General features: G+C 37.9%; 34 protein-coding genes. All 34 read left to right on the plus strand.

The window, feature by feature from the left end:
• The first annotated feature begins 327 nt into the window (after positions 1 to 327).
• On the plus strand, positions 328 to 759 hold the full coding sequence (locus N4A45_11010) for a hypothetical protein (protein ID MCT4665752.1): 432 nt from the start codon (positions 328 to 330) through the stop codon (positions 757 to 759).
• A gap of 285 nt (positions 760 to 1044) precedes the next feature.
• Entirely contained in the window at positions 1045 to 1419 is a 375-nt protein-coding gene (rpsL, locus tag N4A45_11015) for a 30S ribosomal protein S12 (GenBank protein ID MCT4665753.1), read from the plus strand.
• A 30-nt stretch (positions 1420 to 1449) separates the two neighbouring features.
• Positions 1450 to 1923: a 30S ribosomal protein S7 gene (gene rpsG, locus N4A45_11020; GenBank protein ID MCT4665754.1), complete on the plus strand. Its 474-nt coding sequence runs from the start codon at positions 1450 to 1452 to the stop codon at positions 1921 to 1923.
• A gap of 8 nt (positions 1924 to 1931) precedes the next feature.
• Entirely contained in the window at positions 1932 to 4031 is a 2100-nt protein-coding gene (gene fusA / locus N4A45_11025; GenBank protein MCT4665755.1) for an elongation factor G, read from the plus strand.
• Positions 4032 to 4041: 10 nt separating this feature from the next.
• Positions 4042 to 4347 carry a 30S ribosomal protein S10 gene (rpsJ, locus tag N4A45_11030; GenBank protein ID MCT4665756.1) on the plus strand — a complete coding sequence of 102 codons (306 nt, stop codon included), beginning with the start codon at positions 4042 to 4044 and terminating at the stop codon, positions 4345 to 4347.
• Between the two features lie 96 nt (positions 4348 to 4443).
• Positions 4444 to 5061: a 50S ribosomal protein L3 gene (gene rplC, locus N4A45_11035; protein MCT4665757.1), complete on the plus strand. Its 618-nt coding sequence runs from the start codon at positions 4444 to 4446 to the stop codon at positions 5059 to 5061.
• Positions 5061 to 5687: a 50S ribosomal protein L4 gene (rplD, locus tag N4A45_11040; protein MCT4665758.1), complete on the plus strand. Its 627-nt coding sequence runs from the start codon at positions 5061 to 5063 to the stop codon at positions 5685 to 5687. The genes rplC and rplD overlap by 1 nt, the downstream gene beginning before the upstream one ends.
• Before the next feature lie 9 nt (positions 5688 to 5696).
• On the plus strand, positions 5697 to 5981 hold the full coding sequence (rplW, locus tag N4A45_11045; GenBank protein ID MCT4665759.1) for a 50S ribosomal protein L23: 285 nt from the start codon (positions 5697 to 5699) through the stop codon (positions 5979 to 5981).
• 8 nt (positions 5982 to 5989) lie between these two features.
• Positions 5990 to 6814 carry a 50S ribosomal protein L2 gene (gene rplB, locus N4A45_11050; protein MCT4665760.1) on the plus strand — a complete coding sequence of 275 codons (825 nt, stop codon included), beginning with the start codon at positions 5990 to 5992 and terminating at the stop codon, positions 6812 to 6814.
• 3 nt (positions 6815 to 6817) lie between these two features.
• Positions 6818 to 7093 (plus strand): 30S ribosomal protein S19, encoded by a 276-nt coding sequence (gene rpsS / locus N4A45_11055; protein ID MCT4665761.1) that lies wholly within the window; start codon positions 6818 to 6820, stop codon positions 7091 to 7093.
• Between the two features lie 25 nt (positions 7094 to 7118).
• Entirely contained in the window at positions 7119 to 7538 is a 420-nt protein-coding gene (rplV, locus tag N4A45_11060; protein ID MCT4665762.1) for a 50S ribosomal protein L22, read from the plus strand.
• 6 nt (positions 7539 to 7544) lie between these two features.
• Complete coding sequence (gene rpsC, locus N4A45_11065; protein MCT4665763.1) at positions 7545 to 8249, plus strand: 30S ribosomal protein S3; 705 nt, start codon at positions 7545 to 7547, stop codon at positions 8247 to 8249.
• 33 nt (positions 8250 to 8282) lie between these two features.
• Positions 8283 to 8702: a 50S ribosomal protein L16 gene (rplP, locus tag N4A45_11070; protein ID MCT4665764.1), complete on the plus strand. Its 420-nt coding sequence runs from the start codon at positions 8283 to 8285 to the stop codon at positions 8700 to 8702.
• A gap of 31 nt (positions 8703 to 8733) precedes the next feature.
• Positions 8734 to 8916 (plus strand): 50S ribosomal protein L29, encoded by a 183-nt coding sequence (rpmC, locus tag N4A45_11075; protein MCT4665765.1) that lies wholly within the window; start codon positions 8734 to 8736, stop codon positions 8914 to 8916.
• A 14-nt stretch (positions 8917 to 8930) separates the two neighbouring features.
• Complete coding sequence (gene rpsQ, locus N4A45_11080) at positions 8931 to 9185, plus strand: 30S ribosomal protein S17 (GenBank protein ID MCT4665766.1); 255 nt, start codon at positions 8931 to 8933, stop codon at positions 9183 to 9185.
• Position 9186: 1 nt separating this feature from the next.
• Positions 9187 to 9555 (plus strand): 50S ribosomal protein L14, encoded by a 369-nt coding sequence (gene rplN / locus N4A45_11085; GenBank protein MCT4665767.1) that lies wholly within the window; start codon positions 9187 to 9189, stop codon positions 9553 to 9555.
• Between the two features lie 18 nt (positions 9556 to 9573).
• Entirely contained in the window at positions 9574 to 9891 is a 318-nt protein-coding gene (gene rplX / locus N4A45_11090) for a 50S ribosomal protein L24 (GenBank protein MCT4665768.1), read from the plus strand.
• Positions 9891 to 10442, plus strand: a complete 552-nt coding sequence (gene rplE, locus N4A45_11095; GenBank protein ID MCT4665769.1) for a 50S ribosomal protein L5 — start codon at positions 9891 to 9893, stop codon at positions 10440 to 10442. The genes rplX and rplE overlap by 1 nt, the downstream gene beginning before the upstream one ends.
• A gap of 2 nt (positions 10443 to 10444) precedes the next feature.
• Positions 10445 to 10714: a 30S ribosomal protein S14 gene (gene rpsN, locus N4A45_11100; protein ID MCT4665770.1), complete on the plus strand. Its 270-nt coding sequence runs from the start codon at positions 10445 to 10447 to the stop codon at positions 10712 to 10714.
• Positions 10715 to 10733: 19 nt separating this feature from the next.
• Positions 10734 to 11132, plus strand: coding sequence for a 30S ribosomal protein S8 (rpsH, locus tag N4A45_11105; protein ID MCT4665771.1), 399 nt, complete (start codon positions 10734 to 10736; stop codon positions 11130 to 11132).
• Positions 11133 to 11153: 21 nt separating this feature from the next.
• Positions 11154 to 11699: a 50S ribosomal protein L6 gene (rplF, locus tag N4A45_11110; protein ID MCT4665772.1), complete on the plus strand. Its 546-nt coding sequence runs from the start codon at positions 11154 to 11156 to the stop codon at positions 11697 to 11699.
• 19 nt (positions 11700 to 11718) lie between these two features.
• The gene (gene rplR / locus N4A45_11115; GenBank protein ID MCT4665773.1) at positions 11719 to 12075 is read left to right on the plus strand and encodes a 50S ribosomal protein L18; all 357 of its coding nucleotides are present in this window, start codon (positions 11719 to 11721) and stop codon (positions 12073 to 12075) included.
• An 8-nt stretch (positions 12076 to 12083) separates the two neighbouring features.
• The gene (gene rpsE / locus N4A45_11120; GenBank protein ID MCT4665774.1) at positions 12084 to 12608 is read left to right on the plus strand and encodes a 30S ribosomal protein S5; all 525 of its coding nucleotides are present in this window, start codon (positions 12084 to 12086) and stop codon (positions 12606 to 12608) included.
• Between the two features lie 11 nt (positions 12609 to 12619).
• A complete protein-coding gene (gene rpmD / locus N4A45_11125; protein MCT4665775.1) occupies positions 12620 to 12802 on the plus strand; it encodes a 50S ribosomal protein L30 in 183 nt (60 codons plus the stop codon).
• Positions 12803 to 12817: 15 nt separating this feature from the next.
• Entirely contained in the window at positions 12818 to 13267 is a 450-nt protein-coding gene (gene rplO, locus N4A45_11130; GenBank protein MCT4665776.1) for a 50S ribosomal protein L15, read from the plus strand.
• Between the two features lie 11 nt (positions 13268 to 13278).
• Positions 13279 to 14628, plus strand: a complete 1350-nt coding sequence (gene secY, locus N4A45_11135; protein ID MCT4665777.1) for a preprotein translocase subunit SecY — start codon at positions 13279 to 13281, stop codon at positions 14626 to 14628.
• A gap of 8 nt (positions 14629 to 14636) precedes the next feature.
• Complete coding sequence (gene map, locus N4A45_11140; protein ID MCT4665778.1) at positions 14637 to 15422, plus strand: type I methionyl aminopeptidase; 786 nt, start codon at positions 14637 to 14639, stop codon at positions 15420 to 15422.
• Positions 15415 to 15630 (plus strand): translation initiation factor IF-1, encoded by a 216-nt coding sequence (gene infA / locus N4A45_11145; GenBank protein MCT4665779.1) that lies wholly within the window; start codon positions 15415 to 15417, stop codon positions 15628 to 15630. Before map ends, infA begins: the two co-directional genes overlap by 8 nt.
• Before the next feature lie 83 nt (positions 15631 to 15713).
• On the plus strand, positions 15714 to 15830 hold the full coding sequence (gene ykgO, locus N4A45_11150) for a type B 50S ribosomal protein L36 (GenBank protein MCT4665780.1): 117 nt from the start codon (positions 15714 to 15716) through the stop codon (positions 15828 to 15830).
• A 27-nt stretch (positions 15831 to 15857) separates the two neighbouring features.
• Entirely contained in the window at positions 15858 to 16232 is a 375-nt protein-coding gene (rpsM, locus tag N4A45_11155) for a 30S ribosomal protein S13 (GenBank protein ID MCT4665781.1), read from the plus strand.
• A 21-nt stretch (positions 16233 to 16253) separates the two neighbouring features.
• A complete protein-coding gene (gene rpsK, locus N4A45_11160; protein MCT4665782.1) occupies positions 16254 to 16640 on the plus strand; it encodes a 30S ribosomal protein S11 in 387 nt (128 codons plus the stop codon).
• Positions 16641 to 16670: 30 nt separating this feature from the next.
• Positions 16671 to 17273, plus strand: a complete 603-nt coding sequence (gene rpsD / locus N4A45_11165) for a 30S ribosomal protein S4 (protein MCT4665783.1) — start codon at positions 16671 to 16673, stop codon at positions 17271 to 17273.
• A gap of 24 nt (positions 17274 to 17297) precedes the next feature.
• Complete coding sequence (locus tag N4A45_11170) at positions 17298 to 18290, plus strand: DNA-directed RNA polymerase subunit alpha (GenBank protein ID MCT4665784.1); 993 nt, start codon at positions 17298 to 17300, stop codon at positions 18288 to 18290.
• 4 nt (positions 18291 to 18294) lie between these two features.
• A complete protein-coding gene (gene rplQ / locus N4A45_11175) occupies positions 18295 to 18816 on the plus strand; it encodes a 50S ribosomal protein L17 (protein ID MCT4665785.1) in 522 nt (173 codons plus the stop codon).
• Positions 18817 to 18845 lie beyond the last annotated feature (29 nt).

The following is an 18845-nucleotide window of genomic DNA, read 5'->3' on the forward strand; positions in this document are numbered from 1 at the left end:
TAAAAATGAAATAGATAATCAAGTATTTACTGTTTTTTTACTATTTGCACCTACATCTGTTAAAAGCACAGGTAATACCATTTATGGTGTAAATTTACTCATAGGTATAATGCCGATACATTGCTAAAAGCCAGTTGTAAACGCAGTGAAATAAGTGGGTAATTTTAGCACGTAATCGGTATAATAGCTGATTATGATAAATATAAAGATTATTCGAATGAAAATATATCTGTGGTAAATGGGGTAATTTGCTCAATTAGTCTTAACCCAGTACTTGTAATTGATGGAGTTGTTTCAGATATGATTAACTTTACAAAACTTTAAAATATGAAAACAAAAACAATTTTACTCAGTATATTCATAAGTATCTTAACCATGTCTTGTTCAAAAGAAGAGCTAAACCCCAATAATGAATTTATAGGGGAGTGGAAGCTTTATAGCACAAAGGTAGGTTTTGATGGAGAGGAGGCTATTTATCAACCTAGTCAAAACGATGAAATATTCATAAAAGATGCTTTGGTATTTACTCAAGATTTAGAATTTACTTGGAAAAACCCTTCGGGTTCTCAGACTGCCGAGGGAACTTATACTTTAAGCAACTCAAAATCTGGGGATTTGATTTTTCCAAATCAAATAAATTCAGACGCAACCCTTATCAATGAGGTGAATATTAAGAATGATACCTTGCGTTTTTTTAGGCATGGTTATCACGCTAGCACCACTTTTTTACCCATTTTTAGAAAATTTGTCCGTGAATAGTTTGTGATTTTTAGAGCTTTAATATTGAGATATGGTTTTATAATTACTGTAAACCTATAGAAAAACAAAAATTTCTATAGGTTTTTTTTTGTTACAGATTGTTTGACAAAAACAACGACCAAGAACTTTAAAAAGTACCATAAAAGAGATTAGTTTTTTAAAACAAAAAATTATCTAAAATTATTTATTTCAGGGGTTTGTATTGTGGGTTTTTATTCCTACATTTGCAGACCCTAATTAGTTTTAGGGAGCGGTATGTTTAATTCTTAACAAAACAAAAAACGAATGCCTACTATTCAACAGTTGGTTCGTAAAGGACGCACAACGTTCACAAAGAAGTCGAAATCAGCGGCTTTGAACTCATGTCCTCAACGACGTGGAGTATGTACGAGAGTATATACTACGACACCTAAAAAGCCAAACTCGGCTATGAGAAAGGTAGCCCGTGTACGTTTAACAAACGGAAACGAGGTGAATGCCTACATCCCAGGAGAGGGACACAATCTTCAAGAGCACTCTATCGTACTAGTACGTGGAGGAAGGGTAAAAGATTTACCAGGGGTACGTTATCACATTGTGCGTGGAGCACTTGATACTGCCGGTGTAGAAGGTAGAACCCAAAGACGTTCTAAATACGGAGCGAAAAGACCTAAGAAGTAAAAAATTTAACTTTTCAATTAAGAAACAAAAATGAGAAAAGGAAGAGCCAAAAAAAGAGTCTTATTACCAGATCCAAAGTTTAATAATACTACAATCACACGATTTGTAAACATGATTATGCTTGATGGTAAAAAGAGTACTGCTTTTAAAATTTTCTATGACGCAATGGAAATTGTAGATCAGAAGAGCGGTGACGAAGAGAACCCAGTGGAAGTATTCCAAAAAGCGCTTGAGAACGCTACACCTCACGTAGAGGTGCGTTCTAAAAGAGTTGGAGGAGCAACATTCCAGGTTCCAATGATGATTCGTCCTGACAGGAAGACCTCTATGGCGATGAAGTGGTTAATTGGTTTCGCAAGAAAGCGTAACGAAAAAACAATGAGCCTACGTCTAGCAAATGAGATCTTAGCTGCATACCGTGAAGAAGGAGCGACTATCAAAAAGAAAACAGACGTGCATCGTATGGCTGAAGCCAATAAAGCATTCTCAAACTTTAGATTCTAATATATACCATGGCAAAGAGAGACTTAAAATATACGCGTAACGTAGGAATTATGGCCCACGTAGATGCTGGTAAAACAACTACCACAGAGCGTATTCTTTACTACACAGGTATCACTCACAAAATTGGAGAGGTACACGATGGAGCTGCTACGATGGACTGGATGGAGCAAGAGCAAGAAAGAGGGATTACCATTACTTCTGCTGCCACTACTACCTTCTGGAAATATCGTGGAGACGAATACCGTATGAACATTATCGATACTCCAGGTCACGTTGACTTTACCGTAGAGGTAGAGCGTTCTTTGAGAGTATTAGATGGTGCCGTAGCACTTTTCTGTGCTTCATCGGGAGTAGAGCCACAATCAGAAACTGTATGGAGACAAGCAGACCGTTATGGAGTACCAAGAATTTGTTTTGTAAACAAAATGGACCGTATTGGAGCTGATTTCTTCTCAACAGTTGCACAAATCAAAGAAAGACTCGGTGGAAACCCAGTACCACTTCAAGTACCTATCGGTGCAGAAGATGATTTCAAAGGTGTGGTTGACTTGATTACCATGAAAGGAATCGTATGGAACGAGGAAGACAAAGGAATGACTTATACAGAAGTTCCAATTCCAGATGACTTAGCTGAAGACGTAGAAGAGTGGAGAAATAACCTTATCGAAGCTGTTGCAGAATCAGATGATGCATTGATGGAGAAATTCTTCGAAGATCCAGATTCTATCACAGTAGAAGAAATGGAAAAAGCAATCCGTGTAGCTACATTGAACATGAGTGTTCAACCAGTTATGTGTGGATCTGCCTTTAAAAACAAAGGAGTTCAAACCATGCTAGATGCGGTAATGGAATATATGCCATCACCACTAGATATTGGAGCCGTAGAAGGTACTGAAATGGATTCTGATAAAGTACTTAAGCGTGAGCCTAAGAACGACGAACCAATGTCTGCACTTGCATTTAAAATTGCTACTGACCCATTCGTAGGAAGACTTTGTTTCTTCAGAATGTACTCAGGAAAGCTAGACGCAGGTTCTTATGTATATAACCCACGTACGGACAAAAAAGAACGTATTTCACGTATCTTCCAAATGCACTCAAACAAACAAAACTCTATCGATTTTATCGAAGCAGGAGATATTGGAGCAGCAGTAGGATTTAAAGATATCCGTACAGGAGATACACTTTGTGCACAAGATGCACCAATCGTTTTGGAATCTATGGAATTCCCAGATCCAGTAATCGGTATCGCTATCGAACCAAAAACGAAAGCAGATATGGATAAAATGGGTGTAGGGCTTTCTAAACTTTCAGAAGAGGATCCTACATTTACCGTAAAAACAGACGAAGACTCCGGACAAACAGTAATCTCAGGAATGGGAGAGCTTCACCTAGAAGTCTTGATTGACCGTTTGAAGCGTGAATTTAAAGTTGAAGTAAACGAAGGTGCCCCACAAGTATCGTACAAAGAAGCGATCAACCAAGGGACAGAGCACAGAGAAGTTTATAAGAAACAAACTGGAGGTCGTGGTAAATTCGCCGATATCCAAGTGAAAATAGAACCACAAGACGACAAAGAAAAAGTAGGTTTAGAATTCATCAACAATATCAAAGGAGGATCAATTCCAAGAGAATTTATCCCTTCAGTTGAAAAAGGATTCAAAGATGCTATGTCTAACGGGGTTCTTGCTGGATACCCAATCGACAGCTTGAAAGTGACATTATTTGATGGATCTTTTCACGCAGTTGACTCGGATCAGTTATCATTTGAGCTTGCAGGACGTTTGGCATTTAAATCTGCCATCCCAAAATGTAAACCAGTATTACTAGAGCCAATCATGAAATTGGAAGTAGTAACACCAGAAGAGAGCATGGGAGACGTTATCGGAGACTTGAACAAAAGAAGAGGTCAAGTATCAGGAATGGACGACAGAAATGGAGCCAAAATTGTAAACGCTACCGTACCATTATCAGAAATGTTCGGTTATGTAACAACGTTGAGAACCATCACTTCAGGTCGTGCAACTTCTACAATGGAGTTTTCTCACTATGACCAAACTCCAAGAGGAGTTCAAGACGAAGTAGTAGCAAAAGTAAAGAACGCTTAATTTTTAACAGATGAGTCAAAAAATTAGAATCAAATTAAAATCATACGATTACAACTTGGTGGACAAGTCTGCTGAAAAGATCGTTAAGACGGTAAAGGCGACAGGTGCTGTAGTAAATGGACCAATCCCATTACCAACACACAAAAGAATATACACGGTTCTACGTTCCCCACACGTAAACAAAAAATCAAGAGAGCAGTTTGAGCTTTCGAACTACAAGAGACTTTTAGATATCTATAGTTCGTCATCAAAAACTGTAGACGCCTTGATGCGTTTGGAGTTGCCAAGTGGAGTGGAAGTAGAAATTAAAGTTTGATAGAACTTCCTAGACTGATACCGAGGGTGCAACCCTTGGTGTCAGTTTTTAATCTTATCAATCGATTAGAAAACCAATTAAATTAATTTCCAGAAAATGTCAGGAATTATTGGAAAAAAAGTAGGAATGACAAGTTTATTTGACGAGAATGGGAAAAATATCCCATGTACCGTTATTCAAGCAGGTCCTTGCTACGTAACACAAGTTAGAACCCTCGAAACAGATGGTTACGAGGCAATTCAATTAGCCTTCGATGACAAAAAAGAGCATCGTGAAACAGCTCCTTTGAAAGGACACTTCAAAAAGGCAGGAGTTTCTCCAAAATATATTGTGAGAGAATTCGGAGACTTTGAAGCAGAATTAAACATGGGAGATGCAGTAGATGTATCAATTTTTAGCGAAGGTGAATTCGTAGATGTATCAGGAACATCTAAAGGAAAAGGATTCGCAGGGGTTGTAAAAAGACACAACTTCCGTGGAGTAGGAGATGCAACTCACGGTCAGCACAACAGACTAAGAGCACCAGGTTCTATTGGAGCCGCTTCTTATCCAGCAAGAGTATTCAAAGGAATGCGTATGGCAGGACAGATGGGTGGAGCAAAAGTGAAAGTATTGAACCTACAAGTTCTTAAAATCGACACTGAGCATAATTTATTAATCGTTAAGGGTTCTGTTCCTGGAGCTAAAAACTCTTACGTAACTATCGAGAAGTAATGGAGATAGCAGTATTAGACATCAGCGGAAAAGATACCGGACGTAAAGTATCTTTGAACGATAGTATCTTTGGAATTGAGCCAAACGAGCACGTACTATATTTAGACGTAAAGCAATATTTGGCAAACCAGAGACAAGGAACACACAAAGCCAAAGAAAGAGGAGAGATTCAAGGATCTACAAGAAAGATCAAGAAACAAAAAGGAACAGGTACTGCCCGTGCAGGTTCTCGTAAGTCTCCTGTTATGGTTGGTGGAGGACGTGCTTTTGGACCAAGACCAAGAAACTACGGATTCAAATTGAACAAAAAAGTGAAAACTTTGGCTCGTAAATCAGCCTTGAGTTCAAAAGTAGCTTCAAGCGAAGTAATCGTTGTAGAAAACTTCGAATTGGCAAATCCAAGCACTAAAGAATTCCGCGGAATCCTAGCAAATTTGGGACTTACAGATGCTAAGTCTTTGCTAGTGTTAGGAAATGAAAATAAAAACGTATATTTGTCGTCCCGAAATTTGCCAAAGGCAAAAGTATTAGTAGCTTCAGACATAAACGCTTACGCTGTATTGAATGGTGGAAAGATTGTTTTGACAGAAGGTGCTTTGGAGTCGATTGAAAATCTTTTAAGCTAAAATTTGGTTATGGATATCATTATTAGACCAATTATTACAGAAAAAATGGACCAAGCAAGCGAACAGAATTGCTTCGGTTTTGTAGTTGATAAAAGAGCTAACAAGATTCAAATAAAATCGGCTGTAGAACAAAAATACAGTGTAACAGTAGAATCAGTTAGAACGATGATTACTCCCGTTAAACGAAAATCACGTTATACACGTGCAGGTATGGTTACTGGGAAAATCGGTTCAACAAAGAAAGCAATTGTGAAACTTGCAGAAGGAGATGTAATCGACTTCTACAATATTTAAGACGTAAAATGGCAGTAAGAAAGTTAAAACCTACTACTCCAGGTCAAAGATTTAAGGTGATTTCTGCCTTTGATGACATTACAGCATCAAAGCCAGAAAAAAGCCTTTTAGCACCTAAGAAAAGATCAGGTGGACGTAACAATCAAGGTAAAATGACTATGCGCTACATTGGTGGTGGTCATAAGAAACGTTACAGAATCATTGACTTCAAGAGAGATAAGCATGGAATGTCAGCTGAGGTGAAGACCATAGAATATGATCCAAACCGATCAGCAAGAATTGCTTTAGTAGAGTACAGCGATGGTGAAAAACGCTATATCATCGCCCCTAATGGATTAAAAGTTGGGGAGAAAATTGAATCTGGAAAAGGCGTAGCTCCAGAAGTAGGAAATGCACTGATCTTATCAGAAATTCCTTTAGGATCTATCATTCACAACATTGAGCTTCACCCAGGAGCAGGAGCTGTAATGGCTCGTTCTGCTGGAACATTTGCTCAGCTTGTTGCAAAAGAAGGAAAATTTGCAATCGTAAAATTACCTTCAGGAGAAACAAGAATGGTGTTGTTGACATGTATGGCAACAATCGGAGCTGTATCAAACTCTGAGCACGCATTGATCGTATCTGGTAAAGCAGGACGCTCACGTTGGCAAGGAAGAAGACCAAGAACAAGAGGGGTTGCAATGAACCCAGTAGATCACCCAATGGGGGGTGGAGAAGGACGTCAGTCTGGAGGTCACCCAAGATCGCGTAAAGGTCTTCCTGCAAAAGGATACAAGACACGTGCGAAGAAGAAAGCTTCGAATCGTTATATCGTTGAACGTAGAAAGAAATAAGCCATGGCAAGATCACTAAAAAAAGGGCCATACATTCACTTTAAGCTAGAGAAAAAAGTATTGGCAAATGTAGAAGCCGGAAAAAAAGATGTCATCAAGACATGGTCTAGAGCTTCTATGATTTCTCCAGATTTTGTAGGACAAACCATTGCCGTTCATAACGGACGTCAGTTCGTACCTGTGTACGTAACTGAAAACATGGTAGGTCACAAATTGGGTGAATTCTCTCCAACAAGAACCTACAGAGGTCACGGAGGGAAAAAAGATAAGAGAAGATAATTGTTAATTTCCAATTAAGAACAAGATGTCTATAGTAAAAGAAAACAGACGTACAAAGAAAAGCGAAAGAGCAAAAGCACTTAAAGCTGCTAAGAGCTCTGTAGCTTTCGCAAAATTGAACAATTGTCCTACATCACCAAGAAAAATGAGACTTGTAGCTGATATGATCAGAGGAATTGAAGTGAACAAAGCTTTAGCTCTTTTGAAATATAGCAAAAAAGAAGCCTCAGGAAGATTGGAAACATTGTTGCTTTCTGCCCTAGATAACTGGCAGAAGAAAAATGATGGTCAGCGTGTTGAAGACGTAACTCTTGTTGTAAAATCTATTAACGTAGATAGTGCAAGAGTTCTAAAAAGACTTCAAACAGCACCACAAGGGCGAGCTCATAGAATTAGAAAGCGCTCGAATCACGTAACATTAGAAGTAGGAACAGCAGAAGCTTAAAAAGATATGGGACAAAAAACGAATCCAATAGGTAACAGATTAGGTTTCATCAAAGGATGGGATTCTGCATGGTATGGTGGAAACGACTACGGAGACCGTATTGCCGAAGATGACAAGATCAGAAAGTATATTTATAAACGACTAGCAAAAGCCAGTGTATCAAAAATTATCATTGAGAGAACACTGAAACTTGTTACCGTTACTATTTGTACTGCAAGACCAGGAATTATCATCGGTAAAAAAGGAGCTGAAGTAGATCGCTTGAAGCTAGAGCTTAAAAAAATGACCAACAAAGAAGTTCAAGTGAACATCTTTGAAATCAAACGACCAGAAACTGATGCACGTCTAGTAGGAGCAAGTATTGCACGCCAGCTAGAAGCCAGAGTTTCATACCGTAGAGCTATTAATATGGCAATATCTTCGGCAATGAGAATGGGAGCAGAAGGAATCAAAGTTCAAATTTCAGGACGTTTGAATGGAGCAGAAATGGCTCGTTCGGAAATGTATAGTGAAGGTAGAACACCATTGCATACTTTCCGTGCCGATATCGATTATGCTGTATCTGAAGCACTAACTACTTACGGAATCATAGGAATAAAAGTATGGATCTGTAAAGGAGAAGTGTATGGTAAAAAAGATCTTACACCAGTAGAAACCGTTCTTAAGAACAAGAGAGGTGGAAAACGTGGCGGATCAAGAAGAAAAAAATAAGAAATCTGAGATTTCTCAAAGAAATTATTAATTATGTTACAACCTAAAAGAACAAAGTTCCGTAGAGTGCAAAAAGGACGCATGAAAGGAAATGCCGACAGAGGTAGCCAAATTGCGTACGGTTCTTTTGCGATAAAATCTTTACAGTCTCACTGGTTGACTTCACGTCAAATTGAAGCTGCACGTATCGCCGCTACACGTTATATGAAGCGTGAAGGTCAGTTGTGGATCAGAATCTTCCCAGACAAACCGATTACCAAAAAACCATTGGAAGTACGTATGGGTAAAGGTAAAGGGGCACCAGAATATTGGGCAGCCGTTGTTAAGCCAGGAAGAGTCCTATTCGAACTTGATGGAGTACCTTATGAGGTAGCAAAAGAAGCCTTGAGATTGGCAGCACAAAAATTGCCAGTTACAACAAAATTTGTTGTTCGAAGAGATTTCGAATTCTAGGAATCACTGTTAATCCTTAAAAGAAAGAAACATGAAATTTTCAGAACTGAAAAATCTATCAACTGAGGAGTTGACAGAAAAGTTAGCGGAAAGTAAAGCAAAGTTGCAATCAATGAAAACAACTCACGCTATATCACCGCTTGAGAACCCTGTAGAAATCCGTAATTTGCGTCGCGATATCGCACGTATTCTTACAGCTATCACAACAAAGTAAACATTCTACCCATTATGGAAAGAAATTTAAGAAAAGAAAGAGTAGGGGTTGTTGTTAGTAATAAAATGGACAAATCGATCTCTGTTAAAATAGAGCGTAGAGTAAAACACCCGATTTACGGAAAATTCGTAAACATGAGCAAGAAATTTACTGCTCATGACGAAAAAAACGATTGTAATATCGGAGATACCGTACGTATCATGGAAACAAGACCTCTAAGTAAAAACAAACGTTGGAGATTGGTTGAAATCCTAGAAAGAGCTAAGTAAAATGTTACAACAAGAATCAAGAATCAAAGTAGCAGACAACACAGGAGCAAAAGAAGTATTAGTAATCCGTGTACTAGGTGGTACAAAGAAACGCTATGCTTCTATTGGTGACCAAGTAGTCGTTACTGTAAAAGAAGCTTTACCTTCAGGAAGTGTAAAGAAAGGGCAAGTATCAAGAGCTGTTGTAGTTCGTACAACCAAAGAGATCAGACGTCCAGATGGATCGTATATCCGCTTTGGAGAAAATGCTTGTGTATTGTTAAATGCCGCTGGAGAAATGAGAGGTACTCGTGTATTCGGTCCTGTAGCTCGTGAGTTAAGAGACAGAGAATTCATGAAGATTGTATCATTGGCACCAGAAGTACTATAATCAGAAAATAGTTTACAAATGGCTAAATTACATGTAAAATCAGGTGACACAGTAAAAGTACTATCCGGAGAAGACAAAGGTAAGATCGGGAAAGTAACTTCTGTAAACCCTGCAAAAGGAAAAGCCATTGTTGAAGGAATCAACATGGTAAAGAAGCACATCAAACCTAGTGCTACAAACCCTCAAGGGAAAATTGAGGAAACAGAAGCTCCAATTTATCTATCAAAATTGATGGTAGTTGACTCAACAGGTCAAGCATCAAGAATAGGTCGTAAAGAAGGAGAAAATGGAAAGTTAGTTCGTTATTCTAAAAAATCAGGGGAGGTACTAAACTAATGGCTTACACACCAAGACTCAAAGAAAAGTATAGTAATGAGGTTAAGGATAACCTTATGAAAGAATTTGATTACAAAAGCGTAATGCAAGTTCCAAAACTAGAGAAAATCTGTATTAGCCAAGGTATCGGAGCTGCAGTAGCCGACAAGAAATTGATCGAAGTTGCAGTAAACGAAATGACTGTTATTGCAGGGCAAAAAGCAGTACCTACTTTGTCAAAAAGAGACATCTCGAATTTTAAACTAAGAAAAGGAATGCCTATCGGTGCCAGAGTTACTCTTAGACGTGAAAAAATGTATGAATTTTTAGATCGTTTAATTTCTGTATCTTTGCCAGCCGTACGTGACTTTGATGGAATCAAAGCAAATGGTTTCGATGGAAGAGGTAATTACACTTTAGGAATTAAAGAACAAATTATCTTCCCAGAAATTTCTGTAGATAAAGTGAACAAAATCACTGGAATGGATATTACTTTCGTAACATCTGCCGAAACAGATAAAGAAGCATTTGCCCTTCTAAAAGAGTTAGGTTTACCTTTTAAAAAGAAATAATCATGGCTAAAGAATCAATGAAGGCGCGTGAAAGAAAGCGTCAAAAACTTGTAGACAAGTATGCTAAGAAAAGAGCAGAGCTTTTGGCTGCAGGTGATTATGAGGGATTACAAAGACTGCCTAAAAATGCATCTCCTGTACGTTTACACAACAGATGTAAAATTACAGGAAGACCTAAAGGATACATGAGACAATTCGGAATTTCTCGTGTAACATTTAGAAAAATGGCAAACTTTGGATTAATTCCAGGTGTTAAAAAAGCGAGTTGGTAACCGTTAATTTTTAAAAAAGATGGTAACAGATCCAATTGCAGACTTTCTAACGAGAATTAGAAATGCTGTACAGGCAGGACACAAAGTAGTTGAGATTCCTGCATCAAAAATGAAAAAAGAACTATCTAGAATCCTATTGGAGAAAGGATATATCTTGAACTATAAAGTAATCGAAGGTAACCACCAAGGAGCAATCAAAATCGCTCTAAAGTATCATCCTGAGACTAAGTTATCGGCAATCACTAAAATGAAAAGAGTGAGTAAGCCAGGACTTAGAAAATATGCCTCTGCTGGTGAACTTCCAAGAGTCCTTAATGGACTAGGAATAGCCATCGTATCAACTTCAAAAGGTGTTATGACCGATAAAGAAGCTAGAACGATGAACGTTGGTGGAGAAGTATTGTGTTTCGTGTATTAATCCATTTAAAGCAAATTAATCATGTCTAGAATAGGAAAAGCACCCATAAACGTACCTAATGGAGCAACCGTTACTATAGAAGGTAAAGTGGTTACTGTAAAGGGAAAATTGGGAGAACTAAAACAAGAACTTTCTGACCTAGTTGATATCAAGCTAGAAGATGGGGTAATCACTTTGACTCGTGTAAACGAATCAAAAGATGCGAAAGCACAACACGGATTATTCAGAGCCTTGGTAAACAATATGGTAGAAGGTGTGACAAACGGGTATAAACTAGAATTAGAATTGGTAGGGGTTGGATTTAGAGCCTCAAACCAAGGACAAACACTAGATTTAAGCCTCGGTTTCTCACATAATATCATAATGAAACTTGCTGACGAAGTTAAAATAGAAACTAAGTCTGAGAAAGGTAAAAATCCGATTATTATCTTATCTTCGCACGATAAACAACTTTTGGGAATGGTTGCTGCAAAAATCAGATCATTCCGTAAACCTGAACCTTACAAAGGAAAAGGAGTTCGTTTCGTTGGGGAAGAAGTTAGAAAGAAAGCAGGTAAAACTGCCTAATTTAAAAGTTGCATAAATTATGGCAATCGATAAAACAAATAGAAGACAAAGAATCAAGTTCCGTATCAGAAAAACGATTAACGGAACTGCTCAAAAACCACGTTTAGCTGTATTCAGATCTAACAAAGAGATCTACGCTCAGCTAATTGATGATGTAAATGGAGTGACTCTTTGTTCAGCTTCTTCTCGTCAAAAGGACATCGCTGCTGCTTCAGGTTCAAAATCTGAAATAGCCGCCCTTGTAGGAAAAGCTGTAGCTGAAAAAGCTGTGAAAGCAGGTATCGAAACAGTATGTTTTGATAGAGGTGGATATTTATATCACGGACGTGTAAAATCTCTTGCAGATGGAGCACGTGAAGGTGGTCTTAAATTCTAAGAAAAGTTATGCTAAAAGGAATAAGACATATAGAAAAAGTGAAGCCTACAGGGCTAGAACTTAAAGAAAAGCTTGTAAGCATCCAACGTGTTACTAAGGTAACAAAAGGAGGACGTACTTTCAGTTTCTCTGCCATCATGGTTGTAGGAGACCAAAATGGAGTTGTGGGAATCGGTCTTGGTAAAGCCAATGACGTAGTATCGGCTATCTCAAAAGGAGTGGAAGAAGCTAAGAAAAGCTTAGTAAGAGTAAAACTTACAAACGGTACTGTTCCTCATGAACAGTACGGGAAATACGGTGGAGGATACGTGTATATCCGTCCAGCATCACACGGTACAGGAGTGATTGCTGGGGGTGCGATGCGTGCGATCTTCGAATCTGTAGGAATCCACGACATCCTTGCTAAATCAAAAGGATCTTCTAACCCTCATAACGTTGTAAAAGCAACAATGAGAGCACTTATGCACCTTAGAGATGCAAAAACAGTTGCTGAAGATCGTCAAGTAAGCTTGTCAAAAGTGTTTAACGGTTAATTTATTGAATCATGGCAAAAGTAAAAGTTACTCAAGTACGTAGCTCTATCAAGAGAAAAGCCAACCAAAAAGCTACTTTGGTGGCTCTTGGTCTGCGTGGAATCAATAAATCTGTTGAGCATGAGCTTACAGATAATGTAAAAGGAATGCTAAATGTTGTAAAACATTTAGTTGTCGTAGAAGAATTAAACTAATAAACCCTATTTACCATGGAATTATCCAACCTAAGACCAGCCAAAGGTGCTGTCAAATCAGGGAAAAGAGTAGGACGTGGACAAGGGTCTGGTAAAGGTGCTACCTCTACCAGAGGACACAAAGGTGCTAAGTCTCGATCAGGATACTCAAAGAAAATCGGATTTGAAGGAGGGCAAATGCCACTTCAAAGAAGAGTACCAAAATTTGGTTTTACAAATCCAAACAGAGTGGAATACAAACCACTTAACTTGGAAACGATCCAATCTTATGTAGAGAATGGAAAGTTGAACGAAACCATCACGGTTGAGAATTTGATTCATGCCGGATTGATTAAGCACAATGACCTTGTTAAAATCCTAGGAAACGGTGAATTCACAACAAAAGTGAACATCACTGCACACAAATTTTCTAAAACAGCGCAGGAAGCCATCGAAAAAAATGGTGGAACTGTAACAACTTTGTAAGAAAAATTTCAATGAATAAGTTAGTCGAGACTTTAAAGAACATTTGGAAAATCGAAGAGCTAAAGAGCAGAATCCTAATTACATTAGGATTCCTGCTTATTTATCGTTTTGGTTCTGCCGTAGTACTACCAGGAATAGACCCTGAAGGACTACAAGCTTTTTCAGATAAGGCGTCATCTGGTTTACCAGGTATTTTGAATATGTTTACGGGAGGTGCTTTTGCCAAAGCATCTATTTTGGCTTTAGGTATTATGCCTTATATCTCTGCTTCCATCGTTGTACAACTGCTAGGTATGGCCGTGCCATATATGCAAAAACTACAACGTGACGGAGAAAGTGGAAGAAATAAGTTGAATCAAATCACGAGATATTTGACCATCGCTATTTGTTTGGTCCAAGCTCCAGCATTTTTGCAGATTTTACCTAAAGAAGCTTTTATAGAATTCGACTCAAGTTTCATGAATGTATTCGTACCAGCACTTCGTACATTAATCCTGATTACAGGAACAATGTTCGCTATGTGGCTCGGTGAGCGTATTACTGATAAAGGAATTGGAAATGGAATTTCAATTCTTATTATGGTAGGTATTATCGCTGCAATGCCAGTAGCTATGGTAATGGAATACGTAGAAAGAACTACAGGACACAATGGAGGAATTCTTGTGTACTTTATCGAAATTGTGATTTTGTTGATTGTTATCGCATTCACAATTTTGATTATCCAAGGAGTAAGAAAAATCCCTGTACAAGTTGCAAAAAGAGTAGTAGGTGGTGTAAACCCAATTGGAGGTGTGCGTCAATACCTTCCTCTAAAAGTAACTGCAGCAGGAGTAATGCCTATAATCTTTGCTCAAGCAATCGTATTCTTACCATCAGTAACGGTGCAAGCCTTTACAGACGGAGAACCAAATGCATTTGTAACAGCAATGTCTAATCCACAAGGATTTTGGTATAACTTCGTATTCGCCGTATTAATTATTGTATTTACTTTCTTCTATACTGCAATGACAGTAAATACAAACAGAATGGCAGAAGACTTAAAAAGAACAGGAGGATTTGTACCAGGAGTAAAACCAGGAAAAGATACAGCAGACTATTTGGATAAAATCCTTACAAGAATTGTATTTCCAGGATCATTATTCCTAGCACTTATTGCTATTCTTCCAGCCTTCGTAATGAAAGCAGATGTGAACCCACAATTTGCACAATTTTTCGGAGGAACTTCTCTATTGATTATAGTTGGTGTAATTTTGGACACTTTACAGCAAATAGAAAGTTATTTATTGGCACGTCATTATGACGGAATGATGAAAACTGGACGAATCCAAGGTCGAACTTCAACTGGCGGATCAGCAATCTAAAACATTGTATGATTAAATTAAAAACAGAAGAAGAAATCGATCTAATTCGAGAAAGCTCTTTGCTTGTTGCAAAAACTCATGCCGAAGTAGCTCAGTGGATAGAACCTGGAGTTACCGGAATGAAATTAGATAAAATAGCAGAAGAATTCATCCGTGATAACGGAGGAATTCCTGCTTTTAAAGGGTATGGAGGTTTTCCAGGAACACTTTGCATCTCACCAGATGACGAAGTAGTACATGGAATACCAAATAACAAACCCTTTGAGGAAGGAACCATCCTCTCACTCGATTGTGGAGTAAAAATGAATGGTTATTTTGGAGATTCAGCATTTACTTATGCAGTAGGGCAAATATCTCAAGAAGACCAAAAACTCTTGGATATCACAAGAGAATCACTTTATAAAGGAATTGAGCAAGCCGTAGAAGGAAATCGCATTGGCGATATTTCCTATGCAATTCAACAACACGTAGAACAATACGGATATGGAGTTGTAAGAGAACTGGTAGGTCATGGAGTAGGAAAAGAACTACACGAAGACCCTCAAGTACCAAACTACGGAAAAAGAGGACGAGGACCTAAACTCAAAAATGGTCTGGTAATTGCTATCGAACCGATGATAAACCAAGCGACAAGAAAAGTGAAGTTTTATCCTGATGGTTGGACAGTGAAAACTCATGACAATAAAAAGTCAGCTCATTTTGAGCATACTATTGTAGTGAGACAAGACCAAGCAGAGATTTTATCAAACTTTGACTTAATTGATCAAGCAATAAATAAAAAGAAGAATGGCTAAACAAGCATCTATAGAACAAGATGGAACTATAATTGAAGCATTGTCAAACGCAATGTTTCGTGTTGAGTTAGGAAACGGACACGTACTTACTGCTCATATCTCAGGGAAAATGCGAATGCATTATATTAAATTGCTTCCAGGAGATAAAGTAAAACTCGAGATGTCTCCTTATGACTTATCAAAGGGAAGAATCACTTACAGATACTAAACTGTGAATGAAGCCAAAAACTGAATAGAAATATTGAGTAAGCGGCAAATTCCATCTGAAACAACAAATTAAACTCAAAACAGATGAAAGTAAGAGCATCTATTAAAAAGCGCAGTGAAGACTGCAAAATCGTTAGAAGAAAGGGACGTTTGTACGTAATCAACAAAAAGAACCCTAAATTCAAACAAAGACAAGGTTAATTAACTTATTAAACTAAACAAACTAGTATGGCTAGAATTGCAGGAGTTGACATTCCAAAAAACAAGCGAGGAGTAATCTCTTTGACTTATATCTTTGGAGTAGGTAACAACAGAGCAAAGGAGATCCTTGCACGTGCAGAAGTTTCTGAAGACACACGCGTACAGGATTGGACTGATGAAGAATTGTCAAAGATTCGTAACGTAGTTTCTGAGTATAAAATCGAAGGAGAACTACGTTCAGAAGTTAGACTTAACATCAAACGATTGATGGATATCGGATGTAACCGAGGAATCCGTCACCGTGTAGGATTACCATTAAGAGGACAGAGAACAAAAAACAACTCACGTACTCGTAAAGGTAAAAGAAAGACCGTTGCCAACAAAAAGAAAGCAACTAAATAAACCAACTAACTTCAATCTATTATGGCAAAGTCAAACAAAACAAAAAAGATTAATGCAAAAGTTGAAGCGGTTGGTGAATTGCATATCCACTCGTCTTTCAACAACATTATTATCTCAATTACAAACAAGCAAGGACAAGTTATCGCTTGGTCTTCAGCTGGTAAAATGGGATTCAGAGGTTCGAAGAAAAACACACCTTACGCTGGACAATTAGCAGCTGAGGATGCTGGAAAAAGAGCATTAGAACTTGGTTTAAAAAAGGTGAAAGCTTACGTAAAAGGACCAGGAAATGGTAGAGAATCTGCTATCCGTGCTTTACACAACTTAGGAATTGCGGTAACAGAAATTATCGACAAAACGCCAATTCCACACAACGGATGTAGAGCCCCTAAACGTAGAAGAGTTTAATCTTATTTTAAACAGTAAAAAGAAAAAGTTATGGCAAGATATAGAGGACCAAAAACTAAAATAGCTCGTAAATTCGGAGAACCAATTTTTGGGGCTGATAAGTCTTTTGAAAAAAGAAATTTCCCTCCAGGACAACACGGATTAGCTTCTAAAAGAAGAAAAAAATCTGAATACGCTGTTCAGTTGAGCGAAAAGCAAAAAGCAAAATATACTTACGGAATTCTTGAGAAGCAATTCTCAAACTTGTTTAAGAAAGCATCTAGAGCTAAAGGTATTACCGGTGAGGTTTTACTTCAATTCTGTGAAAGACGTCTTGACAACGTAGTTTTCCGTATGGGAATTGCAAAAACACGTGATGCTGCACGTCAGTTTGTATCACACAAGCACATTACCGTAAACGGATCGGTGGTAAATATACCATCTTATACCCTTAGAGCTGGTGATGTTGTAGCAGTAAGAGAAAAGTCAAAATCAATGGAAGAGATTACTTCATCTTTGACAAACCGTACTGACTATGAATGGATCGAATGGGATGTAGCAAGCATGTCAGGGAAGTTCATCGCTATTCCAGAGCGTGTTCAAATTCCAGAAAACATCAAAGAACAATTGATCGTCGAGTTGTATTCAAAATAATCTATTTCCTTATAAATTTAAGATATGGCCATTTTAAAATTCCAAAAGCCTGATAAGGTATTCATGGTAAACTCCACTGATACAAAAGGTCAGTTTGAGTTTCGTCCGCTAGAGCCAGGTTACGGACTTACAGTCGGAAACGCACTTCGTAGAGTATTATTATCTTCACTTGAAGGTTATGCCTTCTCGTCTATTAAAATAGAAGGAGTAGAGCATGAGTTTAGCACTATTGATGGTGTAAAGGAAGATGTAACCGATATTATCTTAAATGTTAAGAAAATTAGGTTGAAGAAACTTGTTGAAGATGCAGAAGAAGAAAGTATCCACGTTTCTTTCACAGGTAAAGACCAACTTACAGCTGGTGACCTAGGAAAGTTTATCTCTGGATTCCAGATTCTTAATCCAGACTTGGTAATCTGCAGAATGGACAAAAAAGTTTCATTGGATATCACCATGACAATTGCTAAAGGTAGAGGATTTGTTACATCTGAGGAGCATGACTTTGAAGAAATGCCAATAGGAACTATAGTAATAGACTCTATTTTTACACCAATCAAGAACGTTAAATACTCGATAGAAAACTTTCGAGTTGGACAAAAAACGGACTACGAAAAACTAATTCTCGAGATCGAAACAGACGGGTCTATTTACCCAAAAGATGCCCTTACAGAAGCTGCAAAGATTCTTATTCACCACTTCATGCTATTCTCTGATGAGAGAATAACCCTAGAAGATAGTGAAACAAGTTCTGCAGATGAATACGATGAGGAATCACTACACATGAGACAATTATTGAAATCACGTTTAGTTGACCTTGATCTTTCAGTAAGAGCATTGAACTGTTTGAAAGCTGCCGAAGTAGAAACTTTGGGTGATCTTGTTCAATATGCTAAATCAGACTTGATGAAATTTAGAAATTTCGGAAAGAAATCACTAGCAGAACTTGATCAATTTGTAGAATCAAAAGGACTTGAGTTTGGTATGGACGTAGCCAAGTATAAACTAGACAAGGAATAAGGTTATGAGACACGGTAAAAAAAATAACCACTTAGGAAGAACAGCAGCTCATAGAAAAGCAATGCTTTCCAATATGGCTGGATCACTGATTCTTCACAAGCGTATCAATACGACAGTAGCCAAGGCAAAAGAACTTAGAAAATATGTTGAGCCTTTGATTACAAAAGCAAAAACGGATACCACTCACTCAAGAAGAATAGTATTCAGTTACCTTAAACAAAAAGAGGTAATGAAAGCACTTTTTGGAGAAGTAGTAAACAAAGTTGCTGACAGACCAGGAGGATACACAAGAATCATCAAAACTGGTTTCAGACAAGGAGATGGAGCCGAGATGTGTATGGTTGAACTGGTTGACTTCAACGAAATTTACACTTCAGGAACTGAAAAAGAGGAAAAGAAAACTCGCCGTTCTAGAAGAAGTAAAAAAGACAACACTGCAACAACAGAAGCTCCTGTAGAAGCAGTTGAAGAAACAAAAGCGGAGGAAACTTCAGCTGATGAATCAACAGAAGAAAAAGATGCTTAATATATTTTTGCAATATATAAGCTAAATTT

The sequence above is a fragment of the Flavobacteriales bacterium genome, assembly GCA_025210805.1.
Classification (GTDB): Bacteria; Bacteroidota; Bacteroidia; order Flavobacteriales; family CAJXXR01; genus JAOAQX01.

Bases quoted from the DNA above. Each gene is read 5' to 3' on its own strand.
- map (MCT4665778.1), top strand. From the start codon at position 14,637: ATGATTAAATTAAAAACAGAAGAAGAAATCGATCTAATTCGAGAAAGC.
- rpmD (MCT4665775.1), top strand. From the start codon at position 12,620: ATGGCAAAAGTAAAAGTTACTCAAGTACGTAGCTCTATCAAGAGAAAA.
- rpsL (MCT4665753.1), top strand. From the start codon at position 1,045: ATGCCTACTATTCAACAGTTGGTTCGTAAAGGACGCACAACGTTCACA.
- rplB (MCT4665760.1), top strand. From the start codon at position 5,990: ATGGCAGTAAGAAAGTTAAAACCTACTACTCCAGGTCAAAGATTTAAG.
- rpsQ (MCT4665766.1), top strand. From the start codon at position 8,931: ATGGAAAGAAATTTAAGAAAAGAAAGAGTAGGGGTTGTTGTTAGTAAT.
- secY (MCT4665777.1), top strand. From the start codon at position 13,279: ATGAATAAGTTAGTCGAGACTTTAAAGAACATTTGGAAAATCGAAGAG.
- rpsS (MCT4665761.1), top strand. From the start codon at position 6,818: ATGGCAAGATCACTAAAAAAAGGGCCATACATTCACTTTAAGCTAGAG.
- rpsK (MCT4665782.1), top strand. From the start codon at position 16,254: ATGGCAAAGTCAAACAAAACAAAAAAGATTAATGCAAAAGTTGAAGCG.
- fusA (MCT4665755.1), top strand. From the start codon at position 1,932: ATGGCAAAGAGAGACTTAAAATATACGCGTAACGTAGGAATTATGGCC.
- rplC (MCT4665757.1), top strand. From the start codon at position 4,444: ATGTCAGGAATTATTGGAAAAAAAGTAGGAATGACAAGTTTATTTGAC.
- rplE (MCT4665769.1), top strand. From the start codon at position 9,891: ATGGCTTACACACCAAGACTCAAAGAAAAGTATAGTAATGAGGTTAAG.
- rplW (MCT4665759.1), top strand. From the start codon at position 5,697: ATGGATATCATTATTAGACCAATTATTACAGAAAAAATGGACCAAGCA.
- rplD (MCT4665758.1), top strand. From the start codon at position 5,061: ATGGAGATAGCAGTATTAGACATCAGCGGAAAAGATACCGGACGTAAA.
- rplP (MCT4665764.1), top strand. From the start codon at position 8,283: ATGTTACAACCTAAAAGAACAAAGTTCCGTAGAGTGCAAAAAGGACGC.
- rpsG (MCT4665754.1), top strand. From the start codon at position 1,450: ATGAGAAAAGGAAGAGCCAAAAAAAGAGTCTTATTACCAGATCCAAAG.
- rplX (MCT4665768.1), top strand. From the start codon at position 9,574: ATGGCTAAATTACATGTAAAATCAGGTGACACAGTAAAAGTACTATCC.
- rpsC (MCT4665763.1), top strand. From the start codon at position 7,545: ATGGGACAAAAAACGAATCCAATAGGTAACAGATTAGGTTTCATCAAA.
- rpsN (MCT4665770.1), top strand. From the start codon at position 10,445: ATGGCTAAAGAATCAATGAAGGCGCGTGAAAGAAAGCGTCAAAAACTT.
- rplF (MCT4665772.1), top strand. From the start codon at position 11,154: ATGTCTAGAATAGGAAAAGCACCCATAAACGTACCTAATGGAGCAACC.
- rplQ (MCT4665785.1), top strand. From the start codon at position 18,295: ATGAGACACGGTAAAAAAAATAACCACTTAGGAAGAACAGCAGCTCAT.
- rpmC (MCT4665765.1), top strand. From the start codon at position 8,734: ATGAAATTTTCAGAACTGAAAAATCTATCAACTGAGGAGTTGACAGAA.
- ykgO (MCT4665780.1), top strand. From the start codon at position 15,714: ATGAAAGTAAGAGCATCTATTAAAAAGCGCAGTGAAGACTGCAAAATC.
- rpsE (MCT4665774.1), top strand. From the start codon at position 12,084: ATGCTAAAAGGAATAAGACATATAGAAAAAGTGAAGCCTACAGGGCTA.
- rpsJ (MCT4665756.1), top strand. From the start codon at position 4,042: ATGAGTCAAAAAATTAGAATCAAATTAAAATCATACGATTACAACTTG.
- infA (MCT4665779.1), top strand. From the start codon at position 15,415: ATGGCTAAACAAGCATCTATAGAACAAGATGGAACTATAATTGAAGCA.
- rplO (MCT4665776.1), top strand. From the start codon at position 12,818: ATGGAATTATCCAACCTAAGACCAGCCAAAGGTGCTGTCAAATCAGGG.
- rpsM (MCT4665781.1), top strand. From the start codon at position 15,858: ATGGCTAGAATTGCAGGAGTTGACATTCCAAAAAACAAGCGAGGAGTA.
- rplV (MCT4665762.1), top strand. From the start codon at position 7,119: ATGTCTATAGTAAAAGAAAACAGACGTACAAAGAAAAGCGAAAGAGCA.
- rplN (MCT4665767.1), top strand. From the start codon at position 9,187: ATGTTACAACAAGAATCAAGAATCAAAGTAGCAGACAACACAGGAGCA.
- rpsH (MCT4665771.1), top strand. From the start codon at position 10,734: ATGGTAACAGATCCAATTGCAGACTTTCTAACGAGAATTAGAAATGCT.
- rpsD (MCT4665783.1), top strand. From the start codon at position 16,671: ATGGCAAGATATAGAGGACCAAAAACTAAAATAGCTCGTAAATTCGGA.
- N4A45_11010 (MCT4665752.1), top strand. From the start codon at position 328: ATGAAAACAAAAACAATTTTACTCAGTATATTCATAAGTATCTTAACC.
- N4A45_11170 (MCT4665784.1), top strand. From the start codon at position 17,298: ATGGCCATTTTAAAATTCCAAAAGCCTGATAAGGTATTCATGGTAAAC.
- rplR (MCT4665773.1), top strand. From the start codon at position 11,719: ATGGCAATCGATAAAACAAATAGAAGACAAAGAATCAAGTTCCGTATC.